At 69.6% G+C, this 25,784-nt stretch carries 30 protein-coding genes; 17 read left to right on the top strand and 13 right to left on the bottom strand.

Translation table 11 applies throughout. The features are described from left to right. Positions 1–130: 130 nt before the first annotated feature. Positions 131–496: a metalloregulator ArsR/SmtB family transcription factor gene (locus AB0L65_RS61760; RefSeq protein ID WP_364267004.1), complete on the bottom strand. Its 366-nt coding sequence runs from the start codon at positions 494–496 to the stop codon at positions 131–133. Positions 497–716: 220 nt separating this feature from the next. Between AB0L65_RS61760 and AB0L65_RS61765 the strand changes: the two genes are divergently transcribed. From AB0L65_RS61765 to AB0L65_RS61805, 9 genes are all read left to right on the top strand, one after another. After that, complete coding sequence (locus AB0L65_RS61765) at positions 717–1,328, top strand: SH3 domain-containing protein (RefSeq protein WP_364267007.1); 612 nt, start codon at positions 717–719, stop codon at positions 1,326–1,328. A gap of 75 nt (positions 1,329–1,403) precedes the next feature. Further along, entirely contained in the window at positions 1,404–1,592 is a 189-nt protein-coding gene (locus AB0L65_RS61770) for a hypothetical protein (RefSeq protein ID WP_364267010.1), read from the top strand. Positions 1,593–1,755: 163 nt separating this feature from the next. Beyond that, a complete protein-coding gene (locus tag AB0L65_RS61775; RefSeq protein ID WP_364267013.1) occupies positions 1,756–2,424 on the top strand; it encodes a DivIVA domain-containing protein in 669 nt (222 codons plus the stop codon). A 93-nt stretch (positions 2,425–2,517) separates the two neighbouring features. After that, positions 2,518–3,750, top strand: a complete 1,233-nt coding sequence (locus AB0L65_RS61780; RefSeq protein WP_364267016.1) for a hypothetical protein — start codon at positions 2,518–2,520, stop codon at positions 3,748–3,750. A 79-nt stretch (positions 3,751–3,829) separates the two neighbouring features. Then, positions 3,830–4,189, top strand: a complete 360-nt coding sequence (locus tag AB0L65_RS61785) for a BlaI/MecI/CopY family transcriptional regulator (RefSeq protein WP_364267019.1) — start codon at positions 3,830–3,832, stop codon at positions 4,187–4,189. After that, positions 4,186–5,118: a M56 family metallopeptidase gene (locus AB0L65_RS61790; protein ID WP_364267022.1), complete on the top strand. Its 933-nt coding sequence runs from the start codon at positions 4,186–4,188 to the stop codon at positions 5,116–5,118. Before AB0L65_RS61785 ends, AB0L65_RS61790 begins: the two co-directional genes overlap by 4 nt. Positions 5,119–5,307: 189 nt before the next feature. Next, complete coding sequence (locus tag AB0L65_RS61795) at positions 5,308–5,700, top strand: hypothetical protein (RefSeq protein WP_364267025.1); 393 nt, start codon at positions 5,308–5,310, stop codon at positions 5,698–5,700. A gap of 66 nt (positions 5,701–5,766) precedes the next feature. Beyond that, positions 5,767–7,317, top strand: coding sequence for a multicopper oxidase family protein (locus AB0L65_RS61800; protein ID WP_364267028.1), 1,551 nt, complete (start codon positions 5,767–5,769; stop codon positions 7,315–7,317). 13 nt (positions 7,318–7,330) lie between these two features. After that, positions 7,331–8,179, top strand: coding sequence for a F510_1955 family glycosylhydrolase (locus AB0L65_RS61805; protein ID WP_364267031.1), 849 nt, complete (start codon positions 7,331–7,333; stop codon positions 8,177–8,179). 125 nt (positions 8,180–8,304) lie between these two features. On the opposite strand, the gene AB0L65_RS61810 is transcribed toward AB0L65_RS61805, so the two are convergent. Next, positions 8,305–8,943: a DUF4142 domain-containing protein gene (locus AB0L65_RS61810; protein WP_364267034.1), complete on the bottom strand. Its 639-nt coding sequence runs from the start codon at positions 8,941–8,943 to the stop codon at positions 8,305–8,307. Positions 8,944–9,210: 267 nt separating this feature from the next. Then, on the bottom strand, positions 9,211–10,542 hold the full coding sequence (locus tag AB0L65_RS61815) for an ATP-binding protein (protein WP_364267037.1): 1,332 nt from the start codon (positions 10,540–10,542) through the stop codon (positions 9,211–9,213). A 299-nt stretch (positions 10,543–10,841) separates the two neighbouring features. Here AB0L65_RS61815 and AB0L65_RS61820 point away from each other — a divergent pair, with 299 nt between their 5' ends. Further along, positions 10,842–11,276: a hypothetical protein gene (locus AB0L65_RS61820; protein WP_364267040.1), complete on the top strand. Its 435-nt coding sequence runs from the start codon at positions 10,842–10,844 to the stop codon at positions 11,274–11,276. 12 nt (positions 11,277–11,288) lie between these two features. On the opposite strand, the gene AB0L65_RS61825 is transcribed toward AB0L65_RS61820, so the two are convergent. From AB0L65_RS61825 to AB0L65_RS61840, 4 genes are all read right to left on the bottom strand, one after another. Next, positions 11,289–12,410, bottom strand: coding sequence for an acyltransferase family protein (locus tag AB0L65_RS61825; protein ID WP_364267043.1), 1,122 nt, complete (start codon positions 12,408–12,410; stop codon positions 11,289–11,291). Next, positions 12,407–12,586, bottom strand: a complete 180-nt coding sequence (locus AB0L65_RS61830) for a hypothetical protein (protein ID WP_364267046.1) — start codon at positions 12,584–12,586, stop codon at positions 12,407–12,409. Before AB0L65_RS61830 ends, AB0L65_RS61825 begins: the two co-directional genes overlap by 4 nt. A 270-nt stretch (positions 12,587–12,856) precedes the next feature. Continuing rightward, positions 12,857–14,827 (bottom strand): cytochrome c oxidase assembly protein, encoded by a 1,971-nt coding sequence (locus AB0L65_RS61835; RefSeq protein ID WP_364267049.1) that lies wholly within the window; start codon positions 14,825–14,827, stop codon positions 12,857–12,859. Positions 14,828–14,951: 124 nt separating this feature from the next. Then, entirely contained in the window at positions 14,952–15,920 is a 969-nt protein-coding gene (locus AB0L65_RS61840; RefSeq protein WP_364267052.1) for a hypothetical protein, read from the bottom strand. A 282-nt stretch (positions 15,921–16,202) separates the two neighbouring features. Here AB0L65_RS61840 and AB0L65_RS61845 point away from each other — a divergent pair, with 282 nt between their 5' ends. Both AB0L65_RS61845 and AB0L65_RS61850 read left to right on the top strand, forming a co-directional pair. Further along, positions 16,203–17,102 (top strand): FKBP-type peptidyl-prolyl cis-trans isomerase, encoded by a 900-nt coding sequence (locus tag AB0L65_RS61845; RefSeq protein WP_364267055.1) that lies wholly within the window; start codon positions 16,203–16,205, stop codon positions 17,100–17,102. 205 nt (positions 17,103–17,307) lie between these two features. Continuing rightward, entirely contained in the window at positions 17,308–18,519 is a 1,212-nt protein-coding gene (locus AB0L65_RS61850; RefSeq protein ID WP_364267058.1) for a hypothetical protein, read from the top strand. Between the two features lie 68 nt (positions 18,520–18,587). Here AB0L65_RS61850 and AB0L65_RS61855 read toward each other — a convergent pair whose 3' ends face one another. From AB0L65_RS61855 to AB0L65_RS61865, 3 genes are all read right to left on the bottom strand, one after another. Further along, positions 18,588–19,520: a M56 family metallopeptidase gene (locus AB0L65_RS61855; protein WP_364267061.1), complete on the bottom strand. Its 933-nt coding sequence runs from the start codon at positions 19,518–19,520 to the stop codon at positions 18,588–18,590. Further along, complete coding sequence (locus AB0L65_RS61860) at positions 19,517–19,873, bottom strand: BlaI/MecI/CopY family transcriptional regulator (protein WP_364267063.1); 357 nt, start codon at positions 19,871–19,873, stop codon at positions 19,517–19,519. The genes AB0L65_RS61855 and AB0L65_RS61860 overlap by 4 nt, the downstream gene beginning before the upstream one ends. Before the next feature lie 69 nt (positions 19,874–19,942). Continuing rightward, on the bottom strand, positions 19,943–20,179 hold the full coding sequence (locus tag AB0L65_RS61865) for a hypothetical protein (RefSeq protein ID WP_364267083.1): 237 nt from the start codon (positions 20,177–20,179) through the stop codon (positions 19,943–19,945). Between AB0L65_RS61865 and AB0L65_RS61870 the strand changes: the two genes are divergently transcribed. From AB0L65_RS61870 to AB0L65_RS61890, 5 genes are all read left to right on the top strand, one after another. Next, positions 20,166–20,258 carry an LPXTG cell wall anchor domain-containing protein gene (locus tag AB0L65_RS61870; protein ID WP_364267086.1) on the top strand — a complete coding sequence of 31 codons (93 nt, stop codon included), beginning with the start codon at positions 20,166–20,168 and terminating at the stop codon, positions 20,256–20,258. The genes AB0L65_RS61865 and AB0L65_RS61870 overlap by 14 nt on opposite strands. Positions 20,259–20,502: 244 nt before the next feature. Then, on the top strand, positions 20,503–21,315 hold the full coding sequence (locus AB0L65_RS61875; RefSeq protein ID WP_364267066.1) for a transporter substrate-binding domain-containing protein: 813 nt from the start codon (positions 20,503–20,505) through the stop codon (positions 21,313–21,315). Further along, entirely contained in the window at positions 21,315–21,962 is a 648-nt protein-coding gene (locus AB0L65_RS61880) for an amino acid ABC transporter permease (RefSeq protein ID WP_350742668.1), read from the top strand. Before AB0L65_RS61875 ends, AB0L65_RS61880 begins: the two co-directional genes overlap by 1 nt. Continuing rightward, complete coding sequence (locus tag AB0L65_RS61885; RefSeq protein WP_364267069.1) at positions 21,959–22,696, top strand: amino acid ABC transporter ATP-binding protein; 738 nt, start codon at positions 21,959–21,961, stop codon at positions 22,694–22,696. Before AB0L65_RS61880 ends, AB0L65_RS61885 begins: the two co-directional genes overlap by 4 nt. Beyond that, positions 22,693–23,859, top strand: a complete 1,167-nt coding sequence (locus tag AB0L65_RS61890) for an aminotransferase class V-fold PLP-dependent enzyme (protein ID WP_364267072.1) — start codon at positions 22,693–22,695, stop codon at positions 23,857–23,859. The genes AB0L65_RS61885 and AB0L65_RS61890 overlap by 4 nt, the downstream gene beginning before the upstream one ends. 268 nt (positions 23,860–24,127) lie before the next feature. Here AB0L65_RS61890 and AB0L65_RS61895 read toward each other — a convergent pair whose 3' ends face one another. The 3 genes from AB0L65_RS61895 to AB0L65_RS61905 form a co-directional block, all read right to left on the bottom strand. After that, entirely contained in the window at positions 24,128–24,250 is a 123-nt protein-coding gene (locus AB0L65_RS61895) for a hypothetical protein (RefSeq protein WP_364267074.1), read from the bottom strand. Positions 24,251–24,272: 22 nt separating this feature from the next. Next, entirely contained in the window at positions 24,273–25,043 is a 771-nt protein-coding gene (locus AB0L65_RS61900) for a glycerophosphodiester phosphodiesterase (RefSeq protein ID WP_364267077.1), read from the bottom strand. A gap of 558 nt (positions 25,044–25,601) precedes the next feature. Next, a partial coding sequence (locus tag AB0L65_RS61905; RefSeq protein ID WP_364267080.1) for a hypothetical protein occupies positions 25,602–25,784 on the bottom strand: 183 nt, incomplete at its 5' end.

Genomic DNA, 25,784 nt, shown 5'->3' on the forward strand with positions numbered 1-25,784 from the left:
TTCGACGGCCATGAAGCCGCCGATCAATGCCAGCGCGCCGCCCAGATACCGGCGATCGGCATCCGCGCTGACCCCGTGCCCATGGCCGTGCCCATGATCGTGGCCACGGTCGTGGTCGTGCTCGTGATGTTCAGACATCTGCGGAGCTCCTCGGGGGGTGGGTGACGTGGGCGATGGCCAGTTGCAGGAGGTTGCGTACGTGGGCGTCGGTCAACCGGTAGTAGGCCAGCCGTCCGGTGCGGCGTGCCCGTACGATCCGATGGCCGCGCAACATCCGCAGCGCATGTGAGACCGCCGAGGTGTTGCGCCCGACGGCGGCGGCCAGGTCTCCCACGCACAGCTCACCGGCTGGGGTGAGCGCCGCCGGCAACCGGATCCGGCCGGGATCGGCCAGTAGTGCCAGCAGGTGCCCCGCATCCTGCGCGATCGTCGATGAGGGCAGGACACAGCGGATCGCCTCGAGACGTTCGGCATCAACACCTGATGGGATGTTCATATATACAGATGCTCCCTGTCGTGGCGCGCCGGGTCAAGGTCCGTGGGGAGATCGCGCCGACAGGATTTCTACTCATGAATATCTGATCAGATGTTTAAACACACTGTAATGAGTCAACTACATTGCGTAGAAGTTGCAGGCTGGACGGTCAGGGTCCGGCCTGTGCTGTACCAGGTTCCCGCAACCCCGTACAGCCACGCGCACAGGAAGGGCTCACACAATGACAAGTGTCCACACCGCCACCGCCACCGCGATGATGGCCGTAACCGCTGGATGCCTGGCGCTGACCGGGTTGCCGGCCCAGGCCGCCTCCCCCCGTCTCACCCCGCCGGTCACGGCCGGATCGTGCCGCTACGAGCTCAACCATCTGGCGCCCGGCGAATCGATCAGCGTCCGCTCCGCGCCCCGGCGGAACGCGCGCGTCCTCGGGCAGCTCCGCTCCGGTGATCGTGCCGTCGCCGGATCCTGCGCCGGTAAGGGCGGCTGGCTGCACGTCACGACCCCGGCCGGGATCCGCGGCTGGGCATCAGGGCACCACCTGCGCAAACTGCCCACGGGCGCCGGCGGCGCAGCCAGGATGGGCACCCCCGCAGGGGCCTGCCGCTACAGCGTGACCGGGGTGCGCCGCATCAGCCACCTCAACGTCCGCTCCGGCGCCGGGCTCCGCTATCGCCCGATCGCCGCGCTGAAGGCCGGCGACCGCGCCATCGCCGGGACATGCGCCGGCAAGCGCGGCTGGCTGCGGGTCACCACCCCCGCCGGGGTACGCGGATGGGCCTGGAACGGCTATCTGCGCAAGAGCACCACCGTCAGCCGGCGCTCCACCAAGTAGCGCTTCAACCACCTCTTCCTCCGGCTCACCTGCCCCCAAAGCGCCCTGAAGGCGCCCATCGCGAGAGGAACGACGATGACCGAACCACACGTCCACCCGCACCACCACCATGACGACGCCGCCTGCACCGAGGACGCCACGCACGGTGCCGACGACTGTGCCGCCGAGTGCGCCGACGTCGATGTCCACGCGGCTGAGCAGGGCCAAGGCCTGGGCCGCGGCCCGGGGCACTGCCACGACGAGCACGACGCCGCCTCGCACTAGCCGGTGATGCCGGCCTGCCGCCCGGCGGTCACACCGTTACCCCGCTCCCGCGGCTGATCCGTGGTCCTGGCGACAGGCGTCCTTGGGCGGCGTTGCCAGGACCGCTCCCGCCGCCCTGTCGAGTCATGGCCACGAGCCGACGGCGAAAGGTTTCACAGTCACCATGCATGCCGAGCACGACGAACACGACCACGGTCCGCACCTTCCGCACAGCCACGCGGACCTCGACGGCGCCACCTCACCATCGCTTCAGGCGGTCATGTCCGGCCAGTTCGCCGTGCTGACCGCCGCCGCGGTGCACCACCAGGTCTTCACCGTGGTGCGGTTGCGCGGCGGCTACGACCTGGCCGAAGTGGATGCCTTCCTGTCCCGTGTGGAGACCACCCTCAGCCTGCTCTGGGGAGACAACGCCCAGCTGCGCGAGCGCCTGGCCGCCAACGCCGTCGCCCCGCCGGATGCGTCCGCCGGGGCGGAGGTGCTGGCCGCGGCGCACCGAAGTGCCGAGAAAACCATCACGGCCGCCCAGCACGAAGCCCGCCAGATCATCGCCGCCGCCCACGCCGAAGCCGAGCAGAGGCAGCGCGAGGCCGCGGCGGCCGCCGACACGCTGACCCGGGCCGCCCGCCAGGCCATCGACGAACAGATCGACCGGCTCACGCTCGCCGTCACCGACCAGAGCAGGCACCTGGAGCACACCCTGCAGGGCCGGCTCGACGAGCTGCGTACCGTACTGGAAGATCTCACCACGCCCGGCCACGGCGTGCGCGAAGCCTCACCCGCGCGGGCGGCCATGGCACCGCCCAGCACCGCCGACAGCCTCCTCGGCCCCTGACAGACGTTCCGGGCGGAGGCCGTCCCACCCGATCTTGATTCCTGGTACCGGTGCCGGCGCCCACCGCCGCCGCGGCACCGTGCGATCGCCGCAATGCCCGTACTTCGCAGGAAAGGCCGTGCCATGTTCGTGCCGCCCGGGGGACCGGCGCCCCTGCACACCCTGGCCCTGTACGACCTGGGCCCGAAAGACCCCCTGGACGCCGCCCTGCCGGCCTGGACCACGTGGGTCTCCGTCGTCCTGGTCGCGCTGTCCACGCTGGCCGGCGCCCACCTGGCCCGCCGCAACAGCGCGAAGATCGGCATCTGGCTGGCCATCGCCTCGGCCCTGATGCTCATCACCGCCCTGGTCGACCTGCTGCCCGACGCCTGGCAGGAAGCCGACGCCACCGGCGTGCCGATCTGGGTGGTGGGCCTGGCCGGGCTGTTCGGGTTCGCCGTCATCACCTTCTTCACCCGCAAAGGCTGCGGCCACAGCCACGACGCCGGCGCCGCTGCCGGCGGACGTCACGCGCCGGGCCTGCACCGCCGGGTCAAGGAAGCGGTCAGCGCCGCGGTCTACGGCGGGGTCGGCACCGCCGCCGCGCTGTCCCTGCACCGCATGATCGAGGGCGCCACCCTGGCGCTGGTCTCCTCCGCCGTCGTGGTGGCCGCCCTGGTGATCCACTCGGCCAGCGAAGGGCTGGCTCTGACCGCCCTGCTCGACCTCGCCCGCAAACCGGCGGTCCCCTGGCTGGCCCTGTCCTGCCTGGCCCCGGCCGCCGGTGTCGTCCTGGCCACCGTGGCACCCCTGCCCGCCCAGAGCGTGCCGATCCTGCTCGGCATGGTCACCGGCGTGCTGCTGCGCACCGCGGTCATCGGGCTCACCATCGCCCGCGACAGCCGACGCCTGTCCCGGCGCCACCTCGTCATCGCCGCCACCGTCGTGGCGGGCGTCGGCGGCCTGCTGATCACCACACAAACCGTGCTCGCCGGCGGGTTGCCCCAGCCGCCCCAGCCGACGGTCGCCGCCCCCGTCCCTCACTCCCGTGTGCCCAGCCCGCCCACCGCACCGATCCGGCAGATGACGACGACCCAGCTACGCGCCGCCATCTCCGGCGGGCAACTCAGCCTCGAACAACTGCTCGCCCGCCGCGACCCGGCCACCATCAGCGCAGATGCCGCCACCCTGCTGCGCGCCCTGCCCGAGCACAGCCCCGAGCAGATCACCCAGACACTGCGCCAGGCCAAGATCGGCACCGGTACCGCCATCGGCGACCTCACCCTGCGCCAGCGCCATCTCCTGCTCAGCGCGCTGAGCGACGAGCCCGAGTCGCAGCACCGGTGAGGTGGGCAGCACGACAGCCCGGCCTTACGACCAGCGCCCGTCCACTTCAGCTCACACACCACGATGCGGCAGGAGAGTGATGATGCAACTCGGCACTCTGGAGCGATCGATCATGCAAGCCCTGTGGGAGCATCCCGAGGGCGTATTCGCCAACCACCTGGCGGCCATGCTGCCCACCCAGCCGGCCACCACGACCGTGCTGACCGTCCTGGTACGCCTGTCACACAAAGGCATGGTCGCCCGCGAGCGCATCGGCCGTGCCCACCTCTACAAGGCCACCGCCACCAAGGACGCCTTCGTCGCCGAGGCCATGCATGCCGCCCTCAACGAGGCCGGCGACCTGGAGGCGGCCGTGCAACGCTTCGTCGGCACCGTCACCCCGCAGGTGGCGGCAGCCTTGCTCGAAGCTCTCGGTGAACGCGACGGGTCCACGCCATGATCGCCTGGCTGGTTCCCCCTGGGATCGCGCTTCTGCCGGTGGCGCTCGGTGACCGGGCCGCCCGCGCGCTGGCCGGCGCGCCCTGGACACATCGCTGTCCCCGCGCCGCACTCGTGCTCTGGCAGGCGGCCGGACTGGCGGCCGGACTGGGCGCGATCGGCCTCGGGCTGGTGGCCGCGGTCGCCCCTCTGGCCGCCGTCTTCCCCCACGGCGTGCACACCCTGGCCCGCCACCTCGTCACCGGCCACGGCCTCGACGGCCTCGGCCCACCGCAACTGCTCGCCCTGCTGCTGTCAACGGCCCTGCTGACCTGGCTGCTGGCGCACACCATCCACGCCACCACCCGCACCGCACACGAGCGGCGCCGTCAACGGCTGCTGATCGACATCGTCGCCGACCATCACCCCGACCATGACGTCTACGTCCTGCCCAGCAGCAAGAAGGTCGCCTACTGCGTGCCAGGCAGACACCGTCGCATCGTCGTAAGCCAGGGCACCCTGGACCTGCTCACCACCAGCGAGCTGCAGGCCGTGCTGCGCCATGAGCACGCCCACGCCCGTGGCCACCACGACCTGGCACTGCTGCCCTTCCTCGCCCTCACCCACGCCTTCCCCCGTCTGTCCGCCGCGCACACCGCCTGCCGCGCGGTGGCCGTACTCCTGGAGATGATCGCCGACGACCACGCCCGCCAAGCCCACGGCGAGCTGCCGCTGGCACGTGCCCTTGTCCGGATGGCCAGCCACGACGACGGCCCACAACCCGCCACCTTCGCCCTGACCGACCTGGGCACCGCCGAACGCCTCCAGCGCCTGCTGACGCAGCGCGAGCACACCCCATGGGTCCCCGTCACCGCCTACGCCACGGCCATGCTGCTGCTCAGCGGTCCGCTCGCGGTGCTCCTGGCCCCGCTCATCTTCATCACCACCTGACAGGCCCGCACGTCACCGTGAACACAGGCTCTACCGGCCGCTCAGCCCTTCGACCGGTGCTGGTGGCGTCGCGCGTGTGTCGGATCCGGGCAAGCCGACGCCGTCGCCGGCGTCTTCCCCCCGAGGCCGGAAATGGGGCGATGCCCTGCGGCGGTAAGGTGGGGCCGTGTCTGTCCGGTGGGATGCGTCATGAGCGGGAGAAACGCGTTCGCCGCGGTGCTGCCGAAACTTGTGCTCGTGGCCGCCGTGCTGCTGGGTGTCGGGCTCAGTTACGCCACCGGGCACTTCTGCGCGGCCTCCCATACCGCGGCCGGCGCCTGCGCCGCCGCATCGGGTGACGATCATGCTGGCATGAGCGCAGGCCACGCGTCGTCCGTCGGCGCCGATCACGGTCCTGTCGTGTTGTGCCTGGTCGCGCTGGCCGCGGTGGTCGTCGTGTTCGTACTGGCCCTGTTCGGCCTCGGCCGGCCGAATGCCATCGGCGGCTGGGGTACGCATCGCCCGAGGGAACTGCCCGCGGTGCGCGGGTCGCCGCCGCCGTACGCGCTCTCCCTCCGACGCGTAGCGGTTCTGCGGACATAGGAGTCCTCTGAGCCGGGCCGAGCCCGGCGTCAAGGATCCCCGTCCGTTTCGAACCGTGAGCGATTCATGACATCCATCGATCGACGGTTCTTCCTGCGTGCCGGCCTGGCCGCCGTGGGAGGAGCCGTGTTGTCAGCGTGCTCGTCGAGCGAGAGCACCGCTTTTGTCCAACCTGGTGGGGCGCAGGTACGGGCCGCCGAAGCCGCCCGGCGCCCTGGCTCCGTACGGGAGTTTCGGCTCCTCGCCCATGAGGGGCGAGCCGACCTCGGCGGGCCGACCGTGCGGACCTGGCTGTACGGCGATCGCCTGCCCGGCCAGGCGATCCGCGTCGCCAAGGGGGAGATGGTCCGGGCCAGGCTCGTCAACCGGCTGCCGAAGGAGACGACCGTGCACTGGCACGGCCTGGCGTTGCGCAACGACGCCGACGGCGTGCCTGGCGTGACCCAACAGCCCGTTCCGTCCGGCGGCGAGCACCTCTACGAGTTCACCGCCGCCCATCCGGGGACCTACTGGTTCCATCCGCACCATGGCACGCAGCTCGACCGCGGCCTTTACGCGCCGCTGATCGTCGAGGACCCGGCCGAGCCGCTCGGCTACGACGAGGAATGGGTCGTCGTCCTGGATGACTGGATGGACGGCGTGACCGGCACCCCTGACGACGTGCTGGCGGAGCTGACCGCGATGGCGGGCATGACGACCGGCGGCGGCGGACACGACGGCCACGGCGGCATGCCCATGCCCACGTCCACGCCCACGCCCACGCCCACGCCGACCGCGTCGGCGAAGTGGCCGCACATGATGATGAACGCCGAGAGCGACCTGCTCGGCGGAGACGCCGGCGACGTCTACTACCCGCATTTCCTGATCAACGGGCGGGTGGCCGCCGCTCCGGAGACGTTCACCGCCAAGCCGGGCGTCCGGGTGCGCATCAGGTTGATCAACGCGGGTGGCGACACCGCGTTCCGGGTGGCGCTGGGCGGTCACCGGCTGACCGTCACCCACGCCGACGGCTTCCCGGTGGAGCCGGTGGAGACCGGCGCGTTGCTGCTCGGCATGGGCGAACGCTACGACGTGCTGGTCACCCTCAAGGACGGCGTCTTTCCCCTGGTCGCGCTGGCGGAAGGCAAGCGGGGCCTGGCCCGTGCCCTGGTTCGCACCGCGAAGAGCGCCAGAACCCCGCAGGCCGATGCCCGGCCTGACGAGCTGAACAGCCGCATCGTCGGCTATGACCAGCTGAAACCCGCGCAGGACGTACGGCTGCCGCAGCGGGCCGCAGACCGGACGATCACCCTGAAACTCACCGGAACCATGGCCAAGTACGACTGGGCCATCAACGGCAGGAAATACGACCCGAAGGTCATCGAGCCGATCAGGTCCGGGGAGCGGGTCAGGCTGTCGTTCGTCAACCAGAGCCTGATGTGGCACCCCATGCACCTGCACGGCCACACCTTCGCCCTGGCGCGGACCGGCCTCAGGAAGGACACCGCGATCGTGCTCCCGGGCGCGACCCTCGACGTCGACTTCGACGCCGACAACCCCGGCCTGTGGATGATCCACTGCCACAACGTCTACCACGCCGAGGCCGGGATGATGAGCCTGCTCGGCTACCAGGCCTGAAAGGACACGCGCGATGATCAAAACACTGGGACCGGCGCTTGCCCTGGCCATCGGTCTGACGGCGTGCGGTGCCGGCGAACCGGCCGCCACCCCTTCCGGCCGGCCCTCCGACGTGGGGGTCGGGCACGTTCACGGCCTGGGGGTGGACCCCGCGACCGGCAAGACGTACGTCGCGGGCCACTTCGGCCTGTTCACCCTGGAGAACGGGAAGCTGGTCAGGGTGGGGGACCGGGACGCCGACCACATGGGTTTCACGGTCGCCGGCCCGAAGACCTTCTACGCCAGCGGGCACCCCGCCGCGGATGACGTCACCGCCGGCGAGCCGCCGCACCTCGGGCTGATCCGCTCCACCGACTCCGGGCTCACCTGGGAGCAGGTGGCGCTGGCGGGCAAGGCCGACTTCCACGCCCTGCAGGTCGCGGGGAAGACGGCCTACGGGTACGACAGCCAGACCGGCCAGATCTGGCGCGGGCAGGAGGCCGACCTCAAGCCGGCCGCCCGGCTTGACCTGCTCGACCTCGCGGCCGGCGCCGACGCGCCCGATCGCCTCTACGCCACGACGCCCGATGGCGTGCAGGTCAGCGGCGACTCCGGCAGGTCCTTCGAAGCGCTGAAGGGAGCCCCGCTGCTGTCGTTCCTGGACGTGGTCGGCAAGGATCGGCTGGTCGGCGTTGCCCCGGACGGCCAGGTGCAGGTCAGCGCCGACCGGGGAGCGACCTGGCAGCCGGCCGGGCGCCTGCCCATGCAGGCCGTCGCCTTCACCGCCGTATCCGCCGAGCGGCTCCTGGCCGCCGCCATGGGCGGCACGGTCTACGAGTCAATGAACGGAGGCAAGGACTTCACGATCGTTCACCGGCCCTGACGAGGGGCGACGCTGCCCCGGATGCGATGTCAGCGGGCCGGCCGGGTCCTGTGGCAGGGAGATCAGCTGAGCGACCCCGCCGCAGGCCTGGCCGACGCCGCTCAGTCGCCTCGGCGGTCGTCTCCTCATCTCGCCACGGCGCGGGGCGTGGCGGGTGAGGGCGCCGGGGGTTCCGGCAGTTGGTCATGGTCCACCAGGCCGGTGGATTCCAGGTAGGTCATGTGGCGCATGACGAAGTTCATGCCTTCTCCGGCGAACTTCCTGATCTCGGAGTTACGGGTGCCCGCCCGCACCGCGGCCAGGGTGCTGAAGACCTTGCCGTGGGCGGCGCGCAGCAGGTTCGCGTAGTCCCGGTCGAAGGCGGGGCCGCTCTCCGCCGCCAGTTGGGCCATCCAGCTCTGCTGGTCGGCATTGGGTTCATCGGGCAGCGGGACGCCCAGCTTCTTCGCGGTCTGGCGGGTCATCAGGTCCAGCTTCGCGTGTTCGTTCATGATCTGCCTGCCGACCTCCTTGACGCGCTGGGACTTGGCGCGGGTTGCGGCGTACTCGCCTACGGGCATCTCCCACAAGCCCGCCTGCCGAACCTTGACGAGTAGGTCACGGTCGGCCGCTGTGAGGGGGCCTGATGACGTCTGCGTGGCCGCGGTGGCGGCGGGATCGATCGAGGGTGGCATGACCAGCACGATCGTCGCCGCGGCCGCCACGACGAAGCCGGCGAGCATGAACAGCTCACCGCGGAGCAGCCTCTTCAGGGCCCGAGGCATGCCGGTTTCTCGGGCCATGTTCAGGCTCCCGGCTGTCCGGAGGCCGTTGTCACCGATCTGCTCGCCGCCCGGTGCCCACGTGAGCGGCGGCTGTGCCCACCCCCTTGGCTGGGCGGAAACACGAGGATGGTGATGTTCGTCATCGTCGGCGTACCTCCACTTGACGCTTGTGGTTCCTTCGGAGGTACGCGAGCCCGACCCAACAAGTTCGACATCATGTAGAAGTTGTCATGGATGGTGCCGGCCGGCGTTGGCGCGCGAGGGAGGCTACGGCTCTCCCTCGTACAGCGGCAGGACGGCCACGAACCGGGCGCCGGGCCAGTGGTCGGCGACGGCGAGGCTGCCACGGTGAGCTATGGCGATCTCGCGGGACAGGGACAGGCCGAGGCCGCTGCCCTCCTTGTCCTTGGCCCGTGCGTCGTCCAGGCGGGTGAAGCGTTCGAAGATCCGCTCTCTGTCCTGCGGCGGGATGCCGTCGCCGTCGTCCGCCACGGTGACGATCACCTTGTCGTCCGCCACCTCGACCGAGAGGTCGATCCTGGTGGCGGCGTGCCGGGTGGCGTTGTCCAGGAGGTTCGTCAGCATACGGTCGAGCTGGATCGGCGAGCCGTACACCGGGGCAGGCCGGCATGGGTTGATGACGATGAGGGCTCTGGAGCCTTCTCGGCGACGTACCTGCTCTTGGGCCACCCGGCACATGTCCACCACGCGGCGCTGCACGACCGCGTGGGCGTCCAGCCGGGCCAGCATCATGAGCTCGTCGATGATGCCGGTGAGGCGGTCGGCGGCGGCCAGGGCCTGCGTGCCCGTGGCCCGCCAGTCTGTTTCGTCCGGGTAGGCGCTGGCGACCTCCAGCTGGGCGTGAAGGGCTGAGAGGGGGCTGCGCAGCTCGTGAGAGGCGTCGGCCACGAAGCGGCGCTGGGACTCGGCGGCGCGTTCGAGGCGGTCGAGCGTATGGTTCGTGGCGGCGGCCAGGTCGGCGATCTCGTCGCTGGTGCCGGGTACGGGTACGCGCCTGCTGAGGTCCTGGCCGGTGATCTCGGTCAGCTCCGCGCGGATGCGCTCGACCGGGCGCAGGGCGAGCCCGACCACCGCCCGCGTCGTCACGCCGACGATCAACAGCGCCAGCGGCGTGCCCAGGAACACCAGCGCGTGAAGCCACGCCAGTGCCCGGTTGACCTCGGCGAGCGAGGCCGCACCGCACACCGTGGCACGACCCTGCGGCGTGTGCACAGGCCTGGCTATCACGAGGTACTCACCCCCGTCCTCCCCGTGGACGGGCGCCAGCCGACGCTCGGCGATGTGGATCTTCTCGCGCTTGTCCGCCTGGACGGTCATCACGGGTGAGGCCGCGTGCGGATCGGGGGAGGCGGCAAGCACCTTGCCGTCCTCGGAGACCACCTGCAGGAGATGCACGTGCGACGGCGTTTCCAGCTTCGCCGGAAGGCGGCTGGCTCGGGTTTGGTCGGCGACCTTGTGGACGGCCAGTTCCACCCTGGTATGGACGAGTTCGCGCAGGTAGGGCGGCACGGTGGCGAGGGTGATGGTGGACGTGACGGTGCAGACCAGCGCTGCTATCAAGATCGCGAGCGTGGTCACGCGCGCTCGGATCGAGCGCGGAAACAGTCGTGCCGCCATCCGATCCCCCGTGTCACTATCTGTGACACGTACCCGGAGAGGGGATTCGCAACAATAATGACCATTAATCTTTGCATATGCCGGATGGCCGTTTGGTGGGGAAAGATCCGGGGGAAGGGCGTTTCGCTACGCTTCGTGCATTTGGTGCCCAAGGGGCTGGAGCATCCCGATGCCCAAACAAGCTTCTATGTTGTGTAGATAATCCTTGCTCCTGACTGAACTGCGGGCATGGTGCCGGGCGTACCTCTCATCGATCGCTTGTGGGAGGGTTCGCCACGTCAGGTCCGTCGCGAGGTGTCATCGGCGCTCTGGCCGCGCTCGTTCTGGTCGCCGGGTGCGGTTCGGAGGCCCGGACCGAGGCTGCGGCAGGCCCTACGCCCGGCCTCTATCAGGAGGCCGCCCTGAGTGCCGAGGAACTCGCCGCGAAGGTCGGGTGCGAGCCCGCCATGCGGACCAAGGCGGCCGAGTTGCGCGAGGGGGTGTGCAGGACGGCTGACGGCAACTACGTGGTCACCAGCTTCACAACGGAGCAGGGCAGGCGGGACTGGCTGGACTACGCGCAGATGTACGGCGGCTCCCACCTCGTCGGACGCCGCTGGGTCGTCTCGGCCGCGCCGGCCGTTCTGGAGACGTTGCGCAAGACCTTGGGCGGCGAACTGCGGACAGGCCGCGGCGCCACCCCGTCCGGTGCTTGAGTCCGGCCGCGCTCACTTCGGCGGGCGCCGGTACAGCCAGGTCAGGCGCGGTTCGAGGAGCCACTTGAAGACGGTACGGGTCTGCGGCAGGCACAGCACGATGGTCAGGGTGAAGCAGCTCGTCAGGATCGCCAGCGCGCCGAGCGGCCCGAACAGCCAGGGGGCCGACAGCCAGCCCTGGTCCTTGGCGATCAGGACCACGACGCCGTGCAGCAGGTAGCAGTACAGCGTACGGGTGCCCAGCTCGGTGAACCAGGTCTCGCGCCTGGGCACGAGCGACAGCACGGCCAGGCACATCGCCAGCGCGCAGATCAGCAGCGCGGCGCGCAACCCCAGGCCCAGGTACCAGGGCAGGTCCAGGGAGCGGTAACTGGCCTTGAAGTAGAACGGGCTCAGCTTGGCGCGGGGCGCGACGAGGATCGCCACGGCCGCGGCGCCGGCCAGCGTGGCGACGGAGGCGGCCCTGACCCAGGGGCGATTGAGCAGGTCGAAGTGCTCGGGCCGCATCACCAACCCGATGACGAAGAAGGGCATCAGCCCGAAGAAGCGGTCCATGCTGAAGTCCCCGGAGATCTCCGAGAACCCGGCGAGCAGATAGACGGCGACGGCCACGAGGACGGGGTACTTCATCCGCTTCCACACCGGCGTGGACAGCCGCCAGAACAGCAGGGCCAGCAGATACCAGTTCAGCCAGGCCGGATCGATGATCGTCAGGCTCCATTTCTGCCCGAGGGCGAAGCGGAGCGCGGCGTAGCCGACCTCGACGATCACGTACGGCACGACGAACGTGTCGACCAGCTTGTTCGTCTTGGCATTGGAATTCCAGAAATTTCTGGACAGGTAGCCGCTGACCAGCACGAACAGCGGCATGTGGAAGGTGTAGATGTAGATGTACATCGCCCTGGCGGAATCGGCGGCGAGCGTGGGCACCAGCGCGTGCCCGGTCGGCACCAGGGCGATCACCAGGAACTTGACGTTGTCGAGGAAGGGATCGCGCTTCTTCGCGGGCCTGCCGGGCTCCGGTTCGGGTGCCGGGGGCTGTCCAGGAGCGATGCCGTGTGGATCCGCCCGCTCGCTCCAGAACGTCTCGTCGTTCACCGGCGGCCTGCCGGACACCGTCTCGTTCGAGGTCATGAAGCCGGACGCGCCGTTCCCTCGTCCTCGCCCTTTCCTGCCTCGACGGGAGGCGCGTCCCGGCGGCCTTCGGCGGCCCTGGCGCGGCTTTCGGAGCGCACCAGGGAGACGACGTCGGCGATGAATGCCCCGCCGACCACGAGGGGAGGCGTGAGGGCGGACACGATCTCGAACAAGGGATTTCTCACTTTCAGGCGCTCGGATGCGGCGGCGGGAGCCCGCGAGGCTTAGCCGGGGACGTCCGCGTAGGAGTGCAGCCCGGGGATCCACAGGTTGACGCCGATCAGGTTGAACAGCAGGGCGAAGCGCGTCGGTTGGGTGGGACGCCCCTGTTTCCGGTTGCGGCTCAGCCGAACATCGCGATCACGGTTACCACCATGATCACGATCAGGGTCACGACGGCGCCGATGGCGAGGGCGATCTTCACGTTGGTCGTCATCTTCGGCTCACCGTTCCTGGGAACGCCTGTTCAGCCCGGCCAGGTAGTCGTTGTAGGCGGCCAGCTCGGCCTCGCCGCGGCGGTCGGCATGGCGGTCCAGCCGTCTGGATCGGCGGTGGTCGCTCAGCGCCCACTGGGCGGCGATGGTGATGACCACGATCATGGTGGGGATCTCGCCGAACGCCCATGCCATGCCCCCGGCGACGCTCTGGTCCTGCAGCACGCTCGCTCCCCAGGGGCGGGTCAGCTGGTCGTACCAGGACGAGGCGATCGACTTGCCCATCATCATCATCGAGATGCCGAAGAACGCGTGGAAGGGCATGGTCATCATGAGCGTGCCGAGCTTGGCGACGTACGGCAGACGGCGCGGCGCCGGGTCCACTCCGATGATCACCCAGAAGAACAGCGTGCCGGACAGCAGGAAGTGCGTGTTCATGAGAATGTGGCCGACCGGCTGGCGCATGGCGGTCTCGAACAGCGAGGTGTAGTACAGCGCGTACGAGCCGCTGACGAAGACGACCAACGCGAATGCCGGGTGCGAGACGATCTCGGCGACGCGGCTGTGCAGCACCGAGACGATCCACTCGCGTGGGCCGCGGTCGCCGCGCCGGGCGGCCGGTCTCAGCGCTCTGAGGGCCAGTGTCACCGGCGCGCCCAGGACCAGGAAGATCGGCGCCAGCATGGCCAGGCCCATGTGCTGGATCATGTGCATGCTGAAGAGCACGGGCGCGTACGTGGCGATCCCGCTCTGCGTGAGAACGACGATGAGAACGAGCCCGACCGCCCAGGCGATCGAGCGCCCCAGAGGCCAGGAGTCACCTCGGCGGCGCAGCCGGACGACCCCCGCCGCGTATCCGGCGGCGCCGGCGAGGGCCAGCAGGGCGAAGAAGAGGTCCAGGCGCCACAGCGAGGCCAGGCGGGCCGTGGTGAGCTCCGGCGGCATCGCGTATCCCAGCAGGTCGCGAACCAGGTCGACGGGCAGCACGGTGGGCGGCGGCGAGGTCCGCGACAGGGCCACCGCCAGCCCGATGGCGGCGGCCATGACCACGACCTCACCGGCCGCGAGCCGGATGAAGGCCCGTGGCCGGCCGGCGCTCAGGGCTGCCAGTGTGTGGCGGCGGTGCAGCCATCCGACTCCTCCGAGGATGACCAGGGTGGCCGCCTTGGCCAGGATGAGCAGCCCGTACGAAGAGGAGAGCAGCTGCCCGATCTCGGTGAGGCGGGCCGCGGCGCCGGCCACGCCGCTGACCGCCACCCCTGCCAGGCCCCACAGCGCCAGGCGGGAGAACCGTCCCGTGGCGAGCGCCAGATCGGCCCCGCCGCGCAGGGCGTGCACGGTGACCGCGGCCAGGCCGCCGACCCACAACGCCAGAGCCACCAGGTGCAGCCCCAGCCCGGTGATCGCCATCGAGTGGTTGGGGGAGCTGGCCGAGTGGCCGGTCAGTACGGGCGGAAGCAGCGTCAGCAGCGCGACGCCGAGCAGTCCGGCGGCGCCATGCGCGCTCACCACCCCTCTGGCGTATCCCGCGACGCAGCCCGACAGGATCAGCACCAGCAGCAGCATGGTGCCCTGTGGGATGGTGGTGACGAAGCTGACGATCACTGTGCCGCTCAGCCCCGTGGCGGGCACCGCCAGGAGATCCGACAGCGTGAACAGCATGGTCAGCGCGGTCATCCCGGCCCAGGACAGAGCGGCCCACGACGCCATGCGCGAGTATCCCCGCGCCTCGGGGGACAGCAGTCCCTTGGCAGAGGGGAGCAGGACGGTCGCCATGAACAGCAGGCCCACCGTCATCACGGCGGACAGGTCGGCGCCGAGCCTGGCGACCGGCAGTCCCCAGCGCGTGACGGTTCCGGCGTCGGGGAGTCCGGCGATCTCGACAGTGGTGGCGGCGCCGCCCACCACCAGGCCGGCGGCCAGGGCGGCCCCGGCGATGGCCGTCGCGGCGAGGAGCAGCCGGGATATGCGCGCGGTCAAACGAGTACTCCTTGAGGCAGGGATTGTTCAGCCGGAGGCCGAGGGCGCGACTCCGCGCCGCACCTGCAAACTTCTACGCCAAGTAGAACTATCGCATGTCGAATACAGAGGTTGTAAGCGTTCGCTACTGCATCGAGATGTGCACGTGGTCCTGGTGGTTGGCGGTGATGCCGCCGCGGTCGGACATGCCTCTCCAGCTGGAGCCCTGCCAGATGCGCCGCTTGTAGATCACGTACTTGATGCCCAGGCGGGAGGCGTTCTTGATCGCCCATGCCGCCAGGGCGTCGCCCCGGGCCGACTGGGCGGGGGAGGGCCACGTGCCGCCTCGCGTGATCATGAAGTCGCAGGCGCGTCCCTGCGGATGCTCGCCACCGTCCTGAAGCGAGCGGAAACACCCGATGCTGGGGAGCGTGAACCGGCGTTTCACCTGATCTCGCACCATCCGGGTGCGAGGGGTGATGTTGTCGGCGCCCGACGGCAGCTCCGGCACCCAGCTGCCGTCGGACCTGCGCACTCCCGGCGCGACCATGAGCCGGTCGATCCGGTCGGTGATCTGGGCGATGAGTTTGTCGGCCTTCTGTCGTTCCACGCGCAGCCGGGTTCCACGATCGCGCAGCTCACGCGTTCTCGCGGTGGCGGCCTCCTCGGCGCGTCGGCGAGCGTCGCGGGCGGTGGCGTACCGGCTGATGATCGCCTGCTGGTTCTGCACCTGCACCTGCAGGACCGCGGCCGCATGCAGGGCGGCGTGTGGTTCCTGGGCGCCCATCGGGACGCTCTGGCTCACCTGCGGACTCTGGTAGGCGAGCGCCACCAGTTCGGCGAGCTGCTCGCGGGTGGCGTCATAGTCGCTTTGTGCGGTCTTCAGCCGGGTCGCGGCCTCCTTCTCCGCGCGCTGGGCGGTGGCCAGGGCGGCCAGGTTGGCGTTGTAGTCGGCGGCGGCGCGATCGAAGTCCTTCTGGAGCCGGCTCAGCTGCTTGCGCAGTTGCTCGGCGGTGGGCTTGGGCTCCGCGTGCGCCGGGAGCATGGCGAGCGTGGCGACAGTGAGGAACGAGGCGACCGTGCCATATGCGACCCTCAGCCATCCAGCCGTCACGCCTGCTCCCCTTCCAGCTTCTTCTATGCTCCGTAGAAGTATGGGGGAGTCTATGGGGCGATCCGGTGCTCAGGGGACGATTCCTTCGTACGTGAACCACCGGCGGCGACGACGCGTAGCTCTTGATGATCGGCGAACCGCAGGAGGGGACCAGGCCTGATGGGGCAGCTCGCTCAAGTCACATCCTCCACCGGCCTACGGGGCGGTGCCGGGCGGTCGAGGAGGGTCTCCGGCCGCACGGAGGGCAGGCGCTCGACACGCCTGATCGTCCTGGTGTGCGGGGTGGTGGTCCTTCTGGCGATCGTCGCGGGGATCACGCTCTACCTGCTCCCCGGAAAGGACCCTTTGACGGTCACCGGGGCTTTCGGCGAGCAGCCGCAGGTGACCTTCGCCGAGGGAGGACAGCCGGGCGAGGACCTCAAGGCCGAGACCGTGATCGCGGGCAAGGGTGTGGCCGTGGCCCAGGGGGACCTGGCCGTCGTCCAGTTCGCCAGTTACGCCTGGACCGGTACCTTTCACCGGGAGCTCGACAACAGCCATGACCGCGGCAAACCGGCGGTGATGCGGATCGGAGAGCTCATCCCCGGCCTGAACAAGAGCCTTCTCGGCAGGACGGTCGGCAGCCGCGTGGTGATGTCGATTCCCCCCAAGGACGGCTACGGCGCCGGCGGCAATGCGGAGACCGGGGTGACCGGCACGGACACGCTCGTCTACGTCGTCGACCTGCTCGCCACGTATCCGAAGACCGCCTCCGCGCGTGGCCGCGCGCGCCCGGCCGACCCGGCTCTTCCTCAGGTCACGGCAGGGCCGGCGGGTGGGGCTCCGGCGGTGGCGATCCCGGCGACGGATCCGCCTGCCGGACTGCGGGCGGAGACCTTGATCGAGGGAGACGGCCCGGCGATCCGCGCCGACCAGATGCTGGTCACCCACTATCAGGGCCAGATCTGGCGCGACGGCAAGGTCTTCGACTCCTCCTGGAACAGAGGAGAGGTGGCGCCGCTGTCATCACTGACCGGCACGATTCCCGGCATCCTCGAAGGGCTGACCGGTAAGAAGGTCGGCAGCCGGGTGCTGCTGGTCATCCCGCCCAAGGACGGGTACGGCAAGAAGGGCCCGGAGGCGGCGGGGATCAAGGACGACGACACTCTGGTCTTCGTCATCGACATCCTGGGCGCGTACTGACGCCCCTCGGCAACGCTGCCAAGCCGAACTGGACTCGGCCGATGTCCGGCCAGTAGGTCCAAGGGTCGGCGGCTCGCCATTCTCCCCGGCCATTGAGGTCATTGACGTTCGGCGCGATGTTCGCAAGTCGTGATCGAAATGTACCGGTTGGGGGATCATGTCCGCCCATACGCTTCGACGGACGGGGAACAACGGGGAGGCATGCATGTCGTTCATGACGCGGATGGCGGCGGCGTTCAAGGGGGAGGTCCGGGCTGACGAGCTCGAGGCCTATCGCCGGGCGGGCGGGCTCGTCTACACCGAACTGGAGCGGGCCGAGGCGTTACGCGCCCGGCTGGCCGTCGAAGGAGTGAACCTGTGGCACGGCCCGCAGGCCGCCGCCGGGCAGCTGCTGTGCACCTGGAACGCGTTCGTCCTGCAGGCCATCGGGGAGCACCTGCTCGACGCGGACTATGCCGCCGACCCGAGCACCGTCGGCTACGTGCCGCAGGTCACCGCTCTGCAGGTCGACGCCTGCTTCGCTCAGGTGGAGGGCTGGGTGTCACGGGCGCGCCAGGCCGCGGGCAACTCCCGCTACCTCGTGGAGAAAGAGGTGCTGCTCCCCGCCGATCTGCCCGAATGGGCCGAGGCCAGCCCGTGCCCGCTGCCGCACCTGAACGGCATGCTCGCCGCCTCGCGCGCCATCCGCCGCCACGCCGAGGTCGCGCTCGGCGTCTTCGAGCAGACCGTCGCCGACGCCGACAACCACCGCTACGCGCTGGAACGGCTGCGCCAGCTTGCCGCCGAGGCGGCGACGGCCGCCGACTACGCCGAGGGGCTGCTGGACACCAACCCGGTGCCGCGCATGCACGAGGCCATCGAGCAGCGCCTGCAGCGCGCTCTGGAGATCTACTACCACCTCGGCCAGCTCATCGCGATGCCCGGGCTGATCGGCGGCTACAGGGGCCCCGGCGTACGGCAGGTCGTCCCGCCCGCCAACCTGAAAGTCGCCGACGTCCGCGACTTCGACCCCTGGTGCCTGACCGACCCGCAGAAGCGGAGCTTCTGGCAGGCCGATCCGCGGGCACGCCAGGCGATCAAGGAGATGTGGGAATACGACCCTGCCCCCGCCCTCACCCTGCGCATCCAGGCCGAGATCGACGCCGCCCGGCAGAACGGCGCAATCACCTTCGCCACCGACGCCCAGGGGAAACCGTTCGGCAGCTACTACTGCTGCCCCTGGTCCGCGATCTATCTCGTGCGCCGTCCGGTCGTCGTGGGCGGCCGCGCGCTGCGTGCGATGCAGCAGTTCACGCTGGAGGTGTCGGCCGAGGACGTGCCGAAGGGCGGCCCGTTCAAGCGCGAGGTCATCGTCTCCTCCTTCAGGCCGACCAACCAGATCGACTACTGCGACCCGGACGGCCTGCACGGCGACTGAACCACCGAGGAGTCCGCCTTGCGCCGCACATCGACCGCATCAGGCTCATGCGCGCGAGTTGGGGCGCTCTACACGGTGATGCACACCACGGGAGCGATCAGCACGGCCACCGGCCCGCTGAGCAGCAGCCCGGCTGCGGAGTAAGCCGCCGCAGGCACCCAATGAGACTGACGGCGCTCGCCGAGCAGCCGCTGCAGCCGTTCGACGACGCCCGCGTCCGCCAGGCCGAACGAGGCCAGGCCGGGGCCGGGCCCGCAGGTCGCCATGCGGACGAGCGCGCGGGCCAGCGGCAGCTCGCCGTGCGCCCGGCTGGCGTGATCGTCGGCGATCATCTCCAGCAGTACGGCCACCGTCTGCCGTGCGGTCCGGGCGCAGGCCAGCCACGGGAACGCGTGCTCCAGCGCGACAAAGGGGAGCAGCGCCAGGTCGTGGTGGCCTCGGGCATGTGCGCGCTCGTGCTCGAGAACCGTCTGGAGCTCCTGGCCGGTCAGCGAGTCCAGGGTGCCCTGGCTGAGTACGATGCGCCGATGCCTGCCGGGCACGCAGTAGGCGACGTGTTCGGCCACCGGCAGCACGTAGACGTCGTGGGCCGGGGAGTGGTCGGCGACCACGTCGACCAGCAGGCGCTGGCGGCGGCGTTCGCGGATCGTCTTGGTGGTGGTGCGTACGGTGTGGATGAGCAGCCAGCTCATCAGGCCCGCCGACCACGTCAGGGCCAGCAGTTGCACCGGCCCGAGCCCGTCGAGGCCGTGGCCGCTGACGATCTGGCGCGCCAGGGTGTGCGCCCCGTGCGGGAAGACCGCAGCCAGCGGCGCGACCGCGGCCACCAGTCCGAGACCGACCGCGCCCAGACCGGCGGCGACTCCGATCGCCTGCCACAGCGCCAGCGCCGCGCGGGGGCAGCGGTGCGTCCAGGCCGCCCCGGCCAGCCTGCGCGCGGCCTGGTCGCCCAGCGCCAGCGGCAGCAGGGCGATTCCGGCCGCGATCAGCCAGGCGATCACGGCGCGGATCCGTCCCGCTCGCCCAGCGCCTCGCGCAAGGCGCTGGCCACCTCCGGCGTCACCGTGCCGACGAAGCGCTGCACGGCCGCCGCGACGTCACCGGCCTCGTCCAGGGCGGCGCGCATGGCCTCGGCGACGAAGGCGTCCTTGTCCGCGGTGGCCTTGTAGAGGTGCGCTCGCCCGATGCGTTCGCGGGAGACCATGCCCTTGTTCGACAGCCGCATCAGGACGGTCAGCACCGTCGTGGTGGCGGGCTGGGACGGAAGGTCGGCTGCGAGGACGTGGGCGAACATGCCGTCCGGATGCTCCCACAGAGCTTCCATGACCGATCGCTCCAGGTTGCCGAGCTGCACCGTGGCCCTCCTGCCGTGTTCTACTCCAGGTAGAAGGCTACCGTCCTCATGCCGTCCGTCGACAGGCAATCAATACAAGTACCGCGTCACGATCGTGACGATCTCCCGCTCGAGATCCGCCGCGTCGAACTCCGGCACTCGCCCCACGAACCGGTGGATGAGCGACTCGATCGTGGCTACGACGAAACGAGCCTGACGCCCGGGATCTGTCGGCGTCAGATCGGGATCGGCGCGCAGCAGCCTCTCGACTGAGGCCGCGGCGGCGCCTGTCGCGGCTGAAGAAGGGATCGGTGTGCCCGGTTGGATGTGGGTCGCCGTCGGTGCGCTCGTCCTCGCGGGTGCGGCGATCTTCCTCGGCGGACGGCGCAAGAAGGGCGACGCATAGTCCAGCCCTCTCTGGTGCGGCCGGTGCCGACCGCACCAAGGTTCAGCTCGCATATCCGGAAATTCGGTGATGTTACTGTCAAGAAGCCTCTTGACGGGTACAGCTGTCCCGATGCAATCTCTTGGCAACAGCTAGTCATATGAACATATGTGACTGCGTAGGTCATGAGGTGCCCTTTCCGGGCATCGGGGACTCAGGGCCGACCGGCAAGCCGCGCGTCATGCGCGAGAAGGAGGCACCGGCGGTGTCCGACTTTCATTCGATCCTGCGGCTGGCAATGATCGCCGCAACGACGACCTGCCTGACCGCCTGCGGCGGACAGGCCAAGAGCAGCGATCTCCTTGAGAGAGTCAAGGCTGCAGGTGTCATCCGGGTGGCGCAGACCCAGGCCAACCCGCCGTGGAACTTCCTGGAGAACGGCAAGCCCGCGGGCTATGACGTGGACGTGGCCAACGAGCTGGCAAAGCGGCTCGGGATCGCCAAGGTGGAGTTCGTCGCGTCGAACTTCCAGAGTTTCATCGCCGGGGTTCAGGCCGGCAGGTTCGACGCGGTGATCGCGGGCCAGACCATCACCGACGAGCGCAAGAAGCAGGTCGACTTCTCCCGCCCCTATCAGGTGAACGGCATCTCGATCTTCGTGGCCGGCGCCAACACGTCCATCAACGGCGTGGCCGACCTCAAGGGCAAGAAGCTCGCGGTGACCGCGGGGACGACCCAGGCCGCGTTCGCCAAGAAGTCGATCCCGGGCGCCGACATCAAGACCTACGACAACGCCACGCTGGGCCTGACGGAGGTCGGCAGGGGCCGCGCCGACGCGGTGCTGGTCTCCCGTTTCCAGGGCGCGTTCCTGGCGCAGAAGAACGGCTTGGCGGTCAAGCCGGCGGGCCCGTTGCTGGAGTCGGAGGTCAACGGCATCTCCTTCGCCAAGGGGGCGACGGCTTTCAAGCAGGCCGTGGACCAGGCCCTGGGCGACATGATCTCTGATGGGACGCTGAGCGCGATCTCGAAGAAGTGGCTCGGTGGCCTCGACATGGCCGAGCAGCTCAAGGGGGTCTGATGGATCTCCTGATCGACTTCCTGCCCGACCTGCTCACCGGCCTCGGTGTCACGATCGTGCTGGGCGTGATCTCGTTCGTCCTCGGCAGCGTGCTGGGCGCTTTGGTGACGCTGGCGCGTATCTCCTCCAGCCGGGTGCTGCGGGCGCTGGCCGCGGCTTATGTGTCGGTGTTCCGTGGGACGCCGCTGCTCATCCAGATCATGATCGTCTATTTCGGGCTGCCGCAGCTGGGGCTCGAGATCCCGCCCATCCCGTCCGCGATCATCGCCTTCACCCTGTTCAGTGCCGCGTACCTGAGCGAGAACTTCCGCGCCGGGATCCTGGGCGTGGACAAGGGGCAGTGGGAGGCGGCGGCCTCGATGGCCATGCCGTACTGGAGGACCCTGCGCAGGATCATCTTCCCGCAGGCGATCAGGATCGCGACCCCGGCTGTGGGGAGCCGGTTCGTCGCGTTGATGAAGGACACCTCGCTCGCCTCGGCGGTGACCGTGGTCGAGCTGACCCGGGTGGCCGAGGGCATCGGCACCTCGACCTTCCGCTACATGGAGGCGCTGCTGCTGGTGGGCCTCCTGTACTGGATGGTCAACACTCTGCTGCAGATCGGCCAGCAGGCGCTGGAGAAGCGGATGAGGAGGGCCTACGCGTGATCACTGTTCGTGGGCTTCACAAACGATTCGGTGACCTGGAAGTCCTCAAAGGCGTCGATCTGGACGTCCAGCATGGTGAAGTGGTGGTGGTCATGGGGCCGTCGGGCTCGGGCAAGACCACCCTGATCCGCTGCCTGAACCTGCTGGAGGAGCCGGAGCGGGGCACGATCGGCGTGTGCGGCGCCGAGGTGACCTGCGGCGCGCGTCTGCCGGCCAGAAAAGTGCGCGAACTGCGCCGCCGTACTGCCATGGTCTTTCAGCAGTTCAACCTGTTCCCGCACCTGACTGCCCTGCAGAACGTCATGGAGGGTCCGGTCTCCGTGCGGCGGGTTCCCCGCGCCCAGGCGGCGGCCCGTGGGCGGGAGCTGCTGGCGCGGGTGGGGCTGGAGGACAAGTGCGACTGCTATCCGGCGAAGCTGTCGGGCGGGCAGAAGCAGCGGGTCGCGATCGCCCGGGCGCTGGCCATGGATCCCGAGGTGATCCTGTTCGACGAGCCGACCTCGGCGCTCGACCCCGAGCTGCACGCGGAGGTGCTCCAGGTGATGCGCGAGCTCGCGCGGGAGGGGATGACGATGGTGGTGGTGACGCACGAGACCGCGTTCGCGCGGGAGGTGGCCGACCGGGTCGTGTTCATGGACGGCGGCACGGTGATCGAGCAGGGGCCGCCGTCGAGCTTCTTCACCGCTCCGGATCATCCCCGGGTGCGGGCGTTCCTGCGACTGGTGGCCTCGTGATCGACGTCGCGCGCGCTCGCGCCCAGACTCCTGGAGTCGGTCATGTCGCTCACTTCAACAACGCGGGCTCCGCGCTGCCGTCCACCGGGGTGCTCGACACCGTCGTCGGACATCTCCGGTTGGAAGCGGAAACAGGCGGCTATGAAGCGGCGGCGCAGGCCGCCGACCGGCTCGCCGCCGTCCACACCTCTGCGGCCCGCCTGCTGAACTGCGCGCCGGACGAGATCGCGCTGGTCGACAGTGCGACCCGTGGGTGGGACCTGGCCTTCTACGCGGTGCCGTGGCAGGCGGGCGACCGCATCCTCACCAGCAAGGCGGAGTACGCCAGCAACTTCATCGCCTATCTGCAGGTCGCCGAGCGTTTCGGGGTGCAGGTGGATGTGGTGCCCAACGACGGGCTCGGCCAGATCTCCGTCGAGGCCCTGCGCGAGATGATCGACGAGCGCGTCCGGCTCATCTCGATTACGCACATCCCGACCAACGGCGGCCTGGTCAATCCGGCGGCCGAGGTGGGCAAGGTGGCGGCGGAGGTCGGCGCGCTGTTCCTGCTGGACGCCTGCCAGTCGGTCGGCCAGCTGCCGATCGATGTCGAGGTGATCGGCTGCGACCTGCTGTCCACGACCGGCCGTAAGTATCTGCGTGCTCCGCGCGGCACGGGGCTGCTCTATGTGCGGCGTTCCGCGCTCGACCGGCTCGATCCGCCCTTCCTCGACCTGCATGGCGCCCGCTGGGTGGGGCCGTCGCGCTATGAGGTGCAGCCGGGCGCGCGCCGGTTCGAGAACTGGGAGTACGGCGTGGCCGCCCGGCTCGGGCTGGGCGCGGCCCTCGACGAGGCGCTCGCCTGGGGGCCCGAGAACATCCGGGACCGGGTCTACGCTCTGGCGGATCACCTGCGGGGGCGGCTGGCGGAGCTGCCCGGCTGCCGGGTTCGCGATCAAGGGGCCGAACGGTGCGGCATCGTCACCTTCACCCTGGACGGCGAACCCGCTGAGCAGATCAAGGGACGGCTGGCCGGCCGATCGATCAATGTCAGCGTCTCGCGCGCTCCGTCGACGCTCCTGGACATGACCGATCGGGGCCTGCCGTCGGTGGTGCGGGCCTCCGTTCACTACTACAACACCGAGGAGGAGATGGATCGACTGATCGAGGAGCTGGCGAGTTGACAAGCGCAGCTGCTCCGGTCAGTGCCTCGGGCTTGATGGTGTGTCGCTCAGCGCGGTGAGCAGGAGAGGGCGTTGGCACAGGGTGAGGTCGGCGAGGCTGGTACCGGCTTCGATCTTGGCCTGGCGAAGCGTCTGGGGGATCTGCTCGAGGCTGAGCTGTCCGGCCGTGACGGCGGCGCGTGGTTGCGCCGCCGTCCGCTGCTGGGGCAGTGGGGTGGCGGGTGTCGGTGTGACGCTGCGGGTGGCGGCGACAACCGGTCGCCGGCAGTCAGGGGTGCGGACGAGGGCTGATGCGATTCGCTGCCGTGAGCGTCGTGGCAGTGGTCGGCGCCGGCAGGCGAACGGGATCGGTGGCGCAGGCTTCTTCGTCCTCGTGATGCTGTTCGGTCATCGATGGCTCCTATCTCGGCGTATCAGCGGCTGCACAGGGCGACCGCCCAGCTCGAATAGCTGAGGCTGCGGTCGGTGATGATGCGGTCGACGCCGTAGTCGGCCAGGCGCCGCCAGGCGGTGGGGGTGTTGGGAGTCCAGGCGTAAACGTGCACCCCGGCGGCGTGGTAGCTGTCCACCCACGAGCGAGACAGCTGGTCGTATCGGACGGAGACGAAGTCGTAGTGCTCGGCCTGGGCAGGGGGCGGCGTCGTGCTGGCCAGCAGCCCCTGGGCGACTGGCAGGAAGGAGACGCGGCTCAGCGCGGTGGGCAGGAACGAGGTCAGCGCGGTCCAGTCGTAGGCGCGATAGCGGTGATAGACGGCGGTGAGAGCGCGAGCGTCGGCGTCGTCCGGGACGCTCTTCAGCTCGATCAGCACCAGGTCGACGCGGCCGCGCAGCGCGTCCAGCACCTGCGCCAAGGCAGGTGGCGCGAGGCCGTCGCCACCACGCAGCGTGCGCAGCCGCGCCATGGACGAGGTGGCCACCAGACCGCTGCCGTTCGTCGTGCGATCCAGCGTGGCGTCGTGCATGAGGACGGGTTGGTGATCCCTGGTGAAGCGTATGTCTATCTCCACCTGACGGGCATGGGCCGCCAGCGCCTGCCGTAGCGACGTGAGGGTGTTCTCCGACCCGGACGGGGGATAGCCGCGGTGGGCGATCACGCCGGGTGCACGGCACTGCCCCGCCGCCCGGGCGGCGTCAGCCGGGACCGCCGTCGTGACGATCTGCATGACCGCGGTGAACGCGGCCACGAGGGCACGGCACCGCCCACGTGCCAGGGGCGGGTGCCGTGGAAGCGGTGCGTCGAGGGTGCCGTCCCCGGTCGGCGGACGCCGCCGGGGGCGGGGTGAGAGGCTCATCCGGCGCCGTTCCGGAGGCTGCCGACCACGGGTTTTGTGAGCGACATAGCCGAGGGCTGCAGGGTTGATACGGGGGTGGCGTCGGCCGGCAGGCTCGAAAGTGCCGGCCATCCGGTCGTCGCGGCCATCACCGGTGCGGAGTTGTGGACGGTTCTCATGCGCTGCCCTTCCCGTGCACTTCTACGCAGAGTAGTTGACTCATTACGTCGAGTTTAAACATCTGACTGAATGTTCATATGTAGAAGGAAAGGCGTGCGGGAAGTGTTGACGCGGAGCGCCTCGGCCGAAATCATGTTCATACCTGAACACTTGAGCAGATGTCGTGGATGGCGGAGGTCTTCCTCGTCGGCAACTGCGCAGGATGCCTGCCACGCATCGGCATCCCGCTGTCCATCGCCCCGAAGAGCCGGCCCGTCTGCTGCTCGACCCGCATGACCTGGTCATCACACGTCATTCACCGTCGTCCAAGGAGCTCAGCGCATGTCCGATCAACACAGGCACCAGGACCAAGGGGCCGGACGGAACCACGGCCGTGGCCATGGGCACGGCCACGGACATGCTGTCGATGCGCAGGCCGACCGGCGCTATCTGAGCGGCGCGCTCGCTCTGATCGTCGGCTTCATGGCCGTCGAG

The sequence above is a fragment of the Nonomuraea sp. NPDC052116 genome (assembly GCF_040680035.1).
GTDB classification, from domain to species: Bacteria; Actinomycetota; Actinomycetes; order Streptosporangiales; family Streptosporangiaceae; genus Nonomuraea; species Nonomuraea angiospora_A.

Coding starts and splice junctions, on each gene's coding strand:
- AB0L65_RS61760 (WP_364267004.1), bottom strand. CDS start 496: ATGAACATCCCATCAGGTGTTGATGCCGAACGTCTCGAGGCGATCCGC.
- AB0L65_RS61765 (WP_364267007.1), top strand. CDS start 717: ATGACAAGTGTCCACACCGCCACCGCCACCGCGATGATGGCCGTAACC.
- AB0L65_RS61770 (WP_364267010.1), top strand. CDS start 1,404: ATGACCGAACCACACGTCCACCCGCACCACCACCATGACGACGCCGCC.
- AB0L65_RS61775 (WP_364267013.1), top strand. CDS start 1,756: ATGCATGCCGAGCACGACGAACACGACCACGGTCCGCACCTTCCGCAC.
- AB0L65_RS61780 (WP_364267016.1), top strand. CDS start 2,518: ATGCCCGTACTTCGCAGGAAAGGCCGTGCCATGTTCGTGCCGCCCGGG.
- AB0L65_RS61785 (WP_364267019.1), top strand. CDS start 3,830: ATGATGCAACTCGGCACTCTGGAGCGATCGATCATGCAAGCCCTGTGG.
- AB0L65_RS61790 (WP_364267022.1), top strand. CDS start 4,186: ATGATCGCCTGGCTGGTTCCCCCTGGGATCGCGCTTCTGCCGGTGGCG.
- AB0L65_RS61795 (WP_364267025.1), top strand. CDS start 5,308: ATGAGCGGGAGAAACGCGTTCGCCGCGGTGCTGCCGAAACTTGTGCTC.
- AB0L65_RS61800 (WP_364267028.1), top strand. CDS start 5,767: ATGACATCCATCGATCGACGGTTCTTCCTGCGTGCCGGCCTGGCCGCC.
- AB0L65_RS61805 (WP_364267031.1), top strand. CDS start 7,331: ATGATCAAAACACTGGGACCGGCGCTTGCCCTGGCCATCGGTCTGACG.
- AB0L65_RS61810 (WP_364267034.1), bottom strand. CDS start 8,943: ATGCCTCGGGCCCTGAAGAGGCTGCTCCGCGGTGAGCTGTTCATGCTC.
- AB0L65_RS61825 (WP_364267043.1), bottom strand. CDS start 12,410: ATGACCTCGAACGAGACGGTGTCCGGCAGGCCGCCGGTGAACGACGAG.
- AB0L65_RS61850 (WP_364267058.1), top strand. CDS start 17,308: ATGTCGTTCATGACGCGGATGGCGGCGGCGTTCAAGGGGGAGGTCCGG.
- AB0L65_RS61880 (WP_350742668.1), top strand. CDS start 21,315: ATGGATCTCCTGATCGACTTCCTGCCCGACCTGCTCACCGGCCTCGGT.
- AB0L65_RS61895 (WP_364267074.1), bottom strand. CDS start 24,250: ATGACCGAACAGCATCACGAGGACGAAGAAGCCTGCGCCACCGATCCC.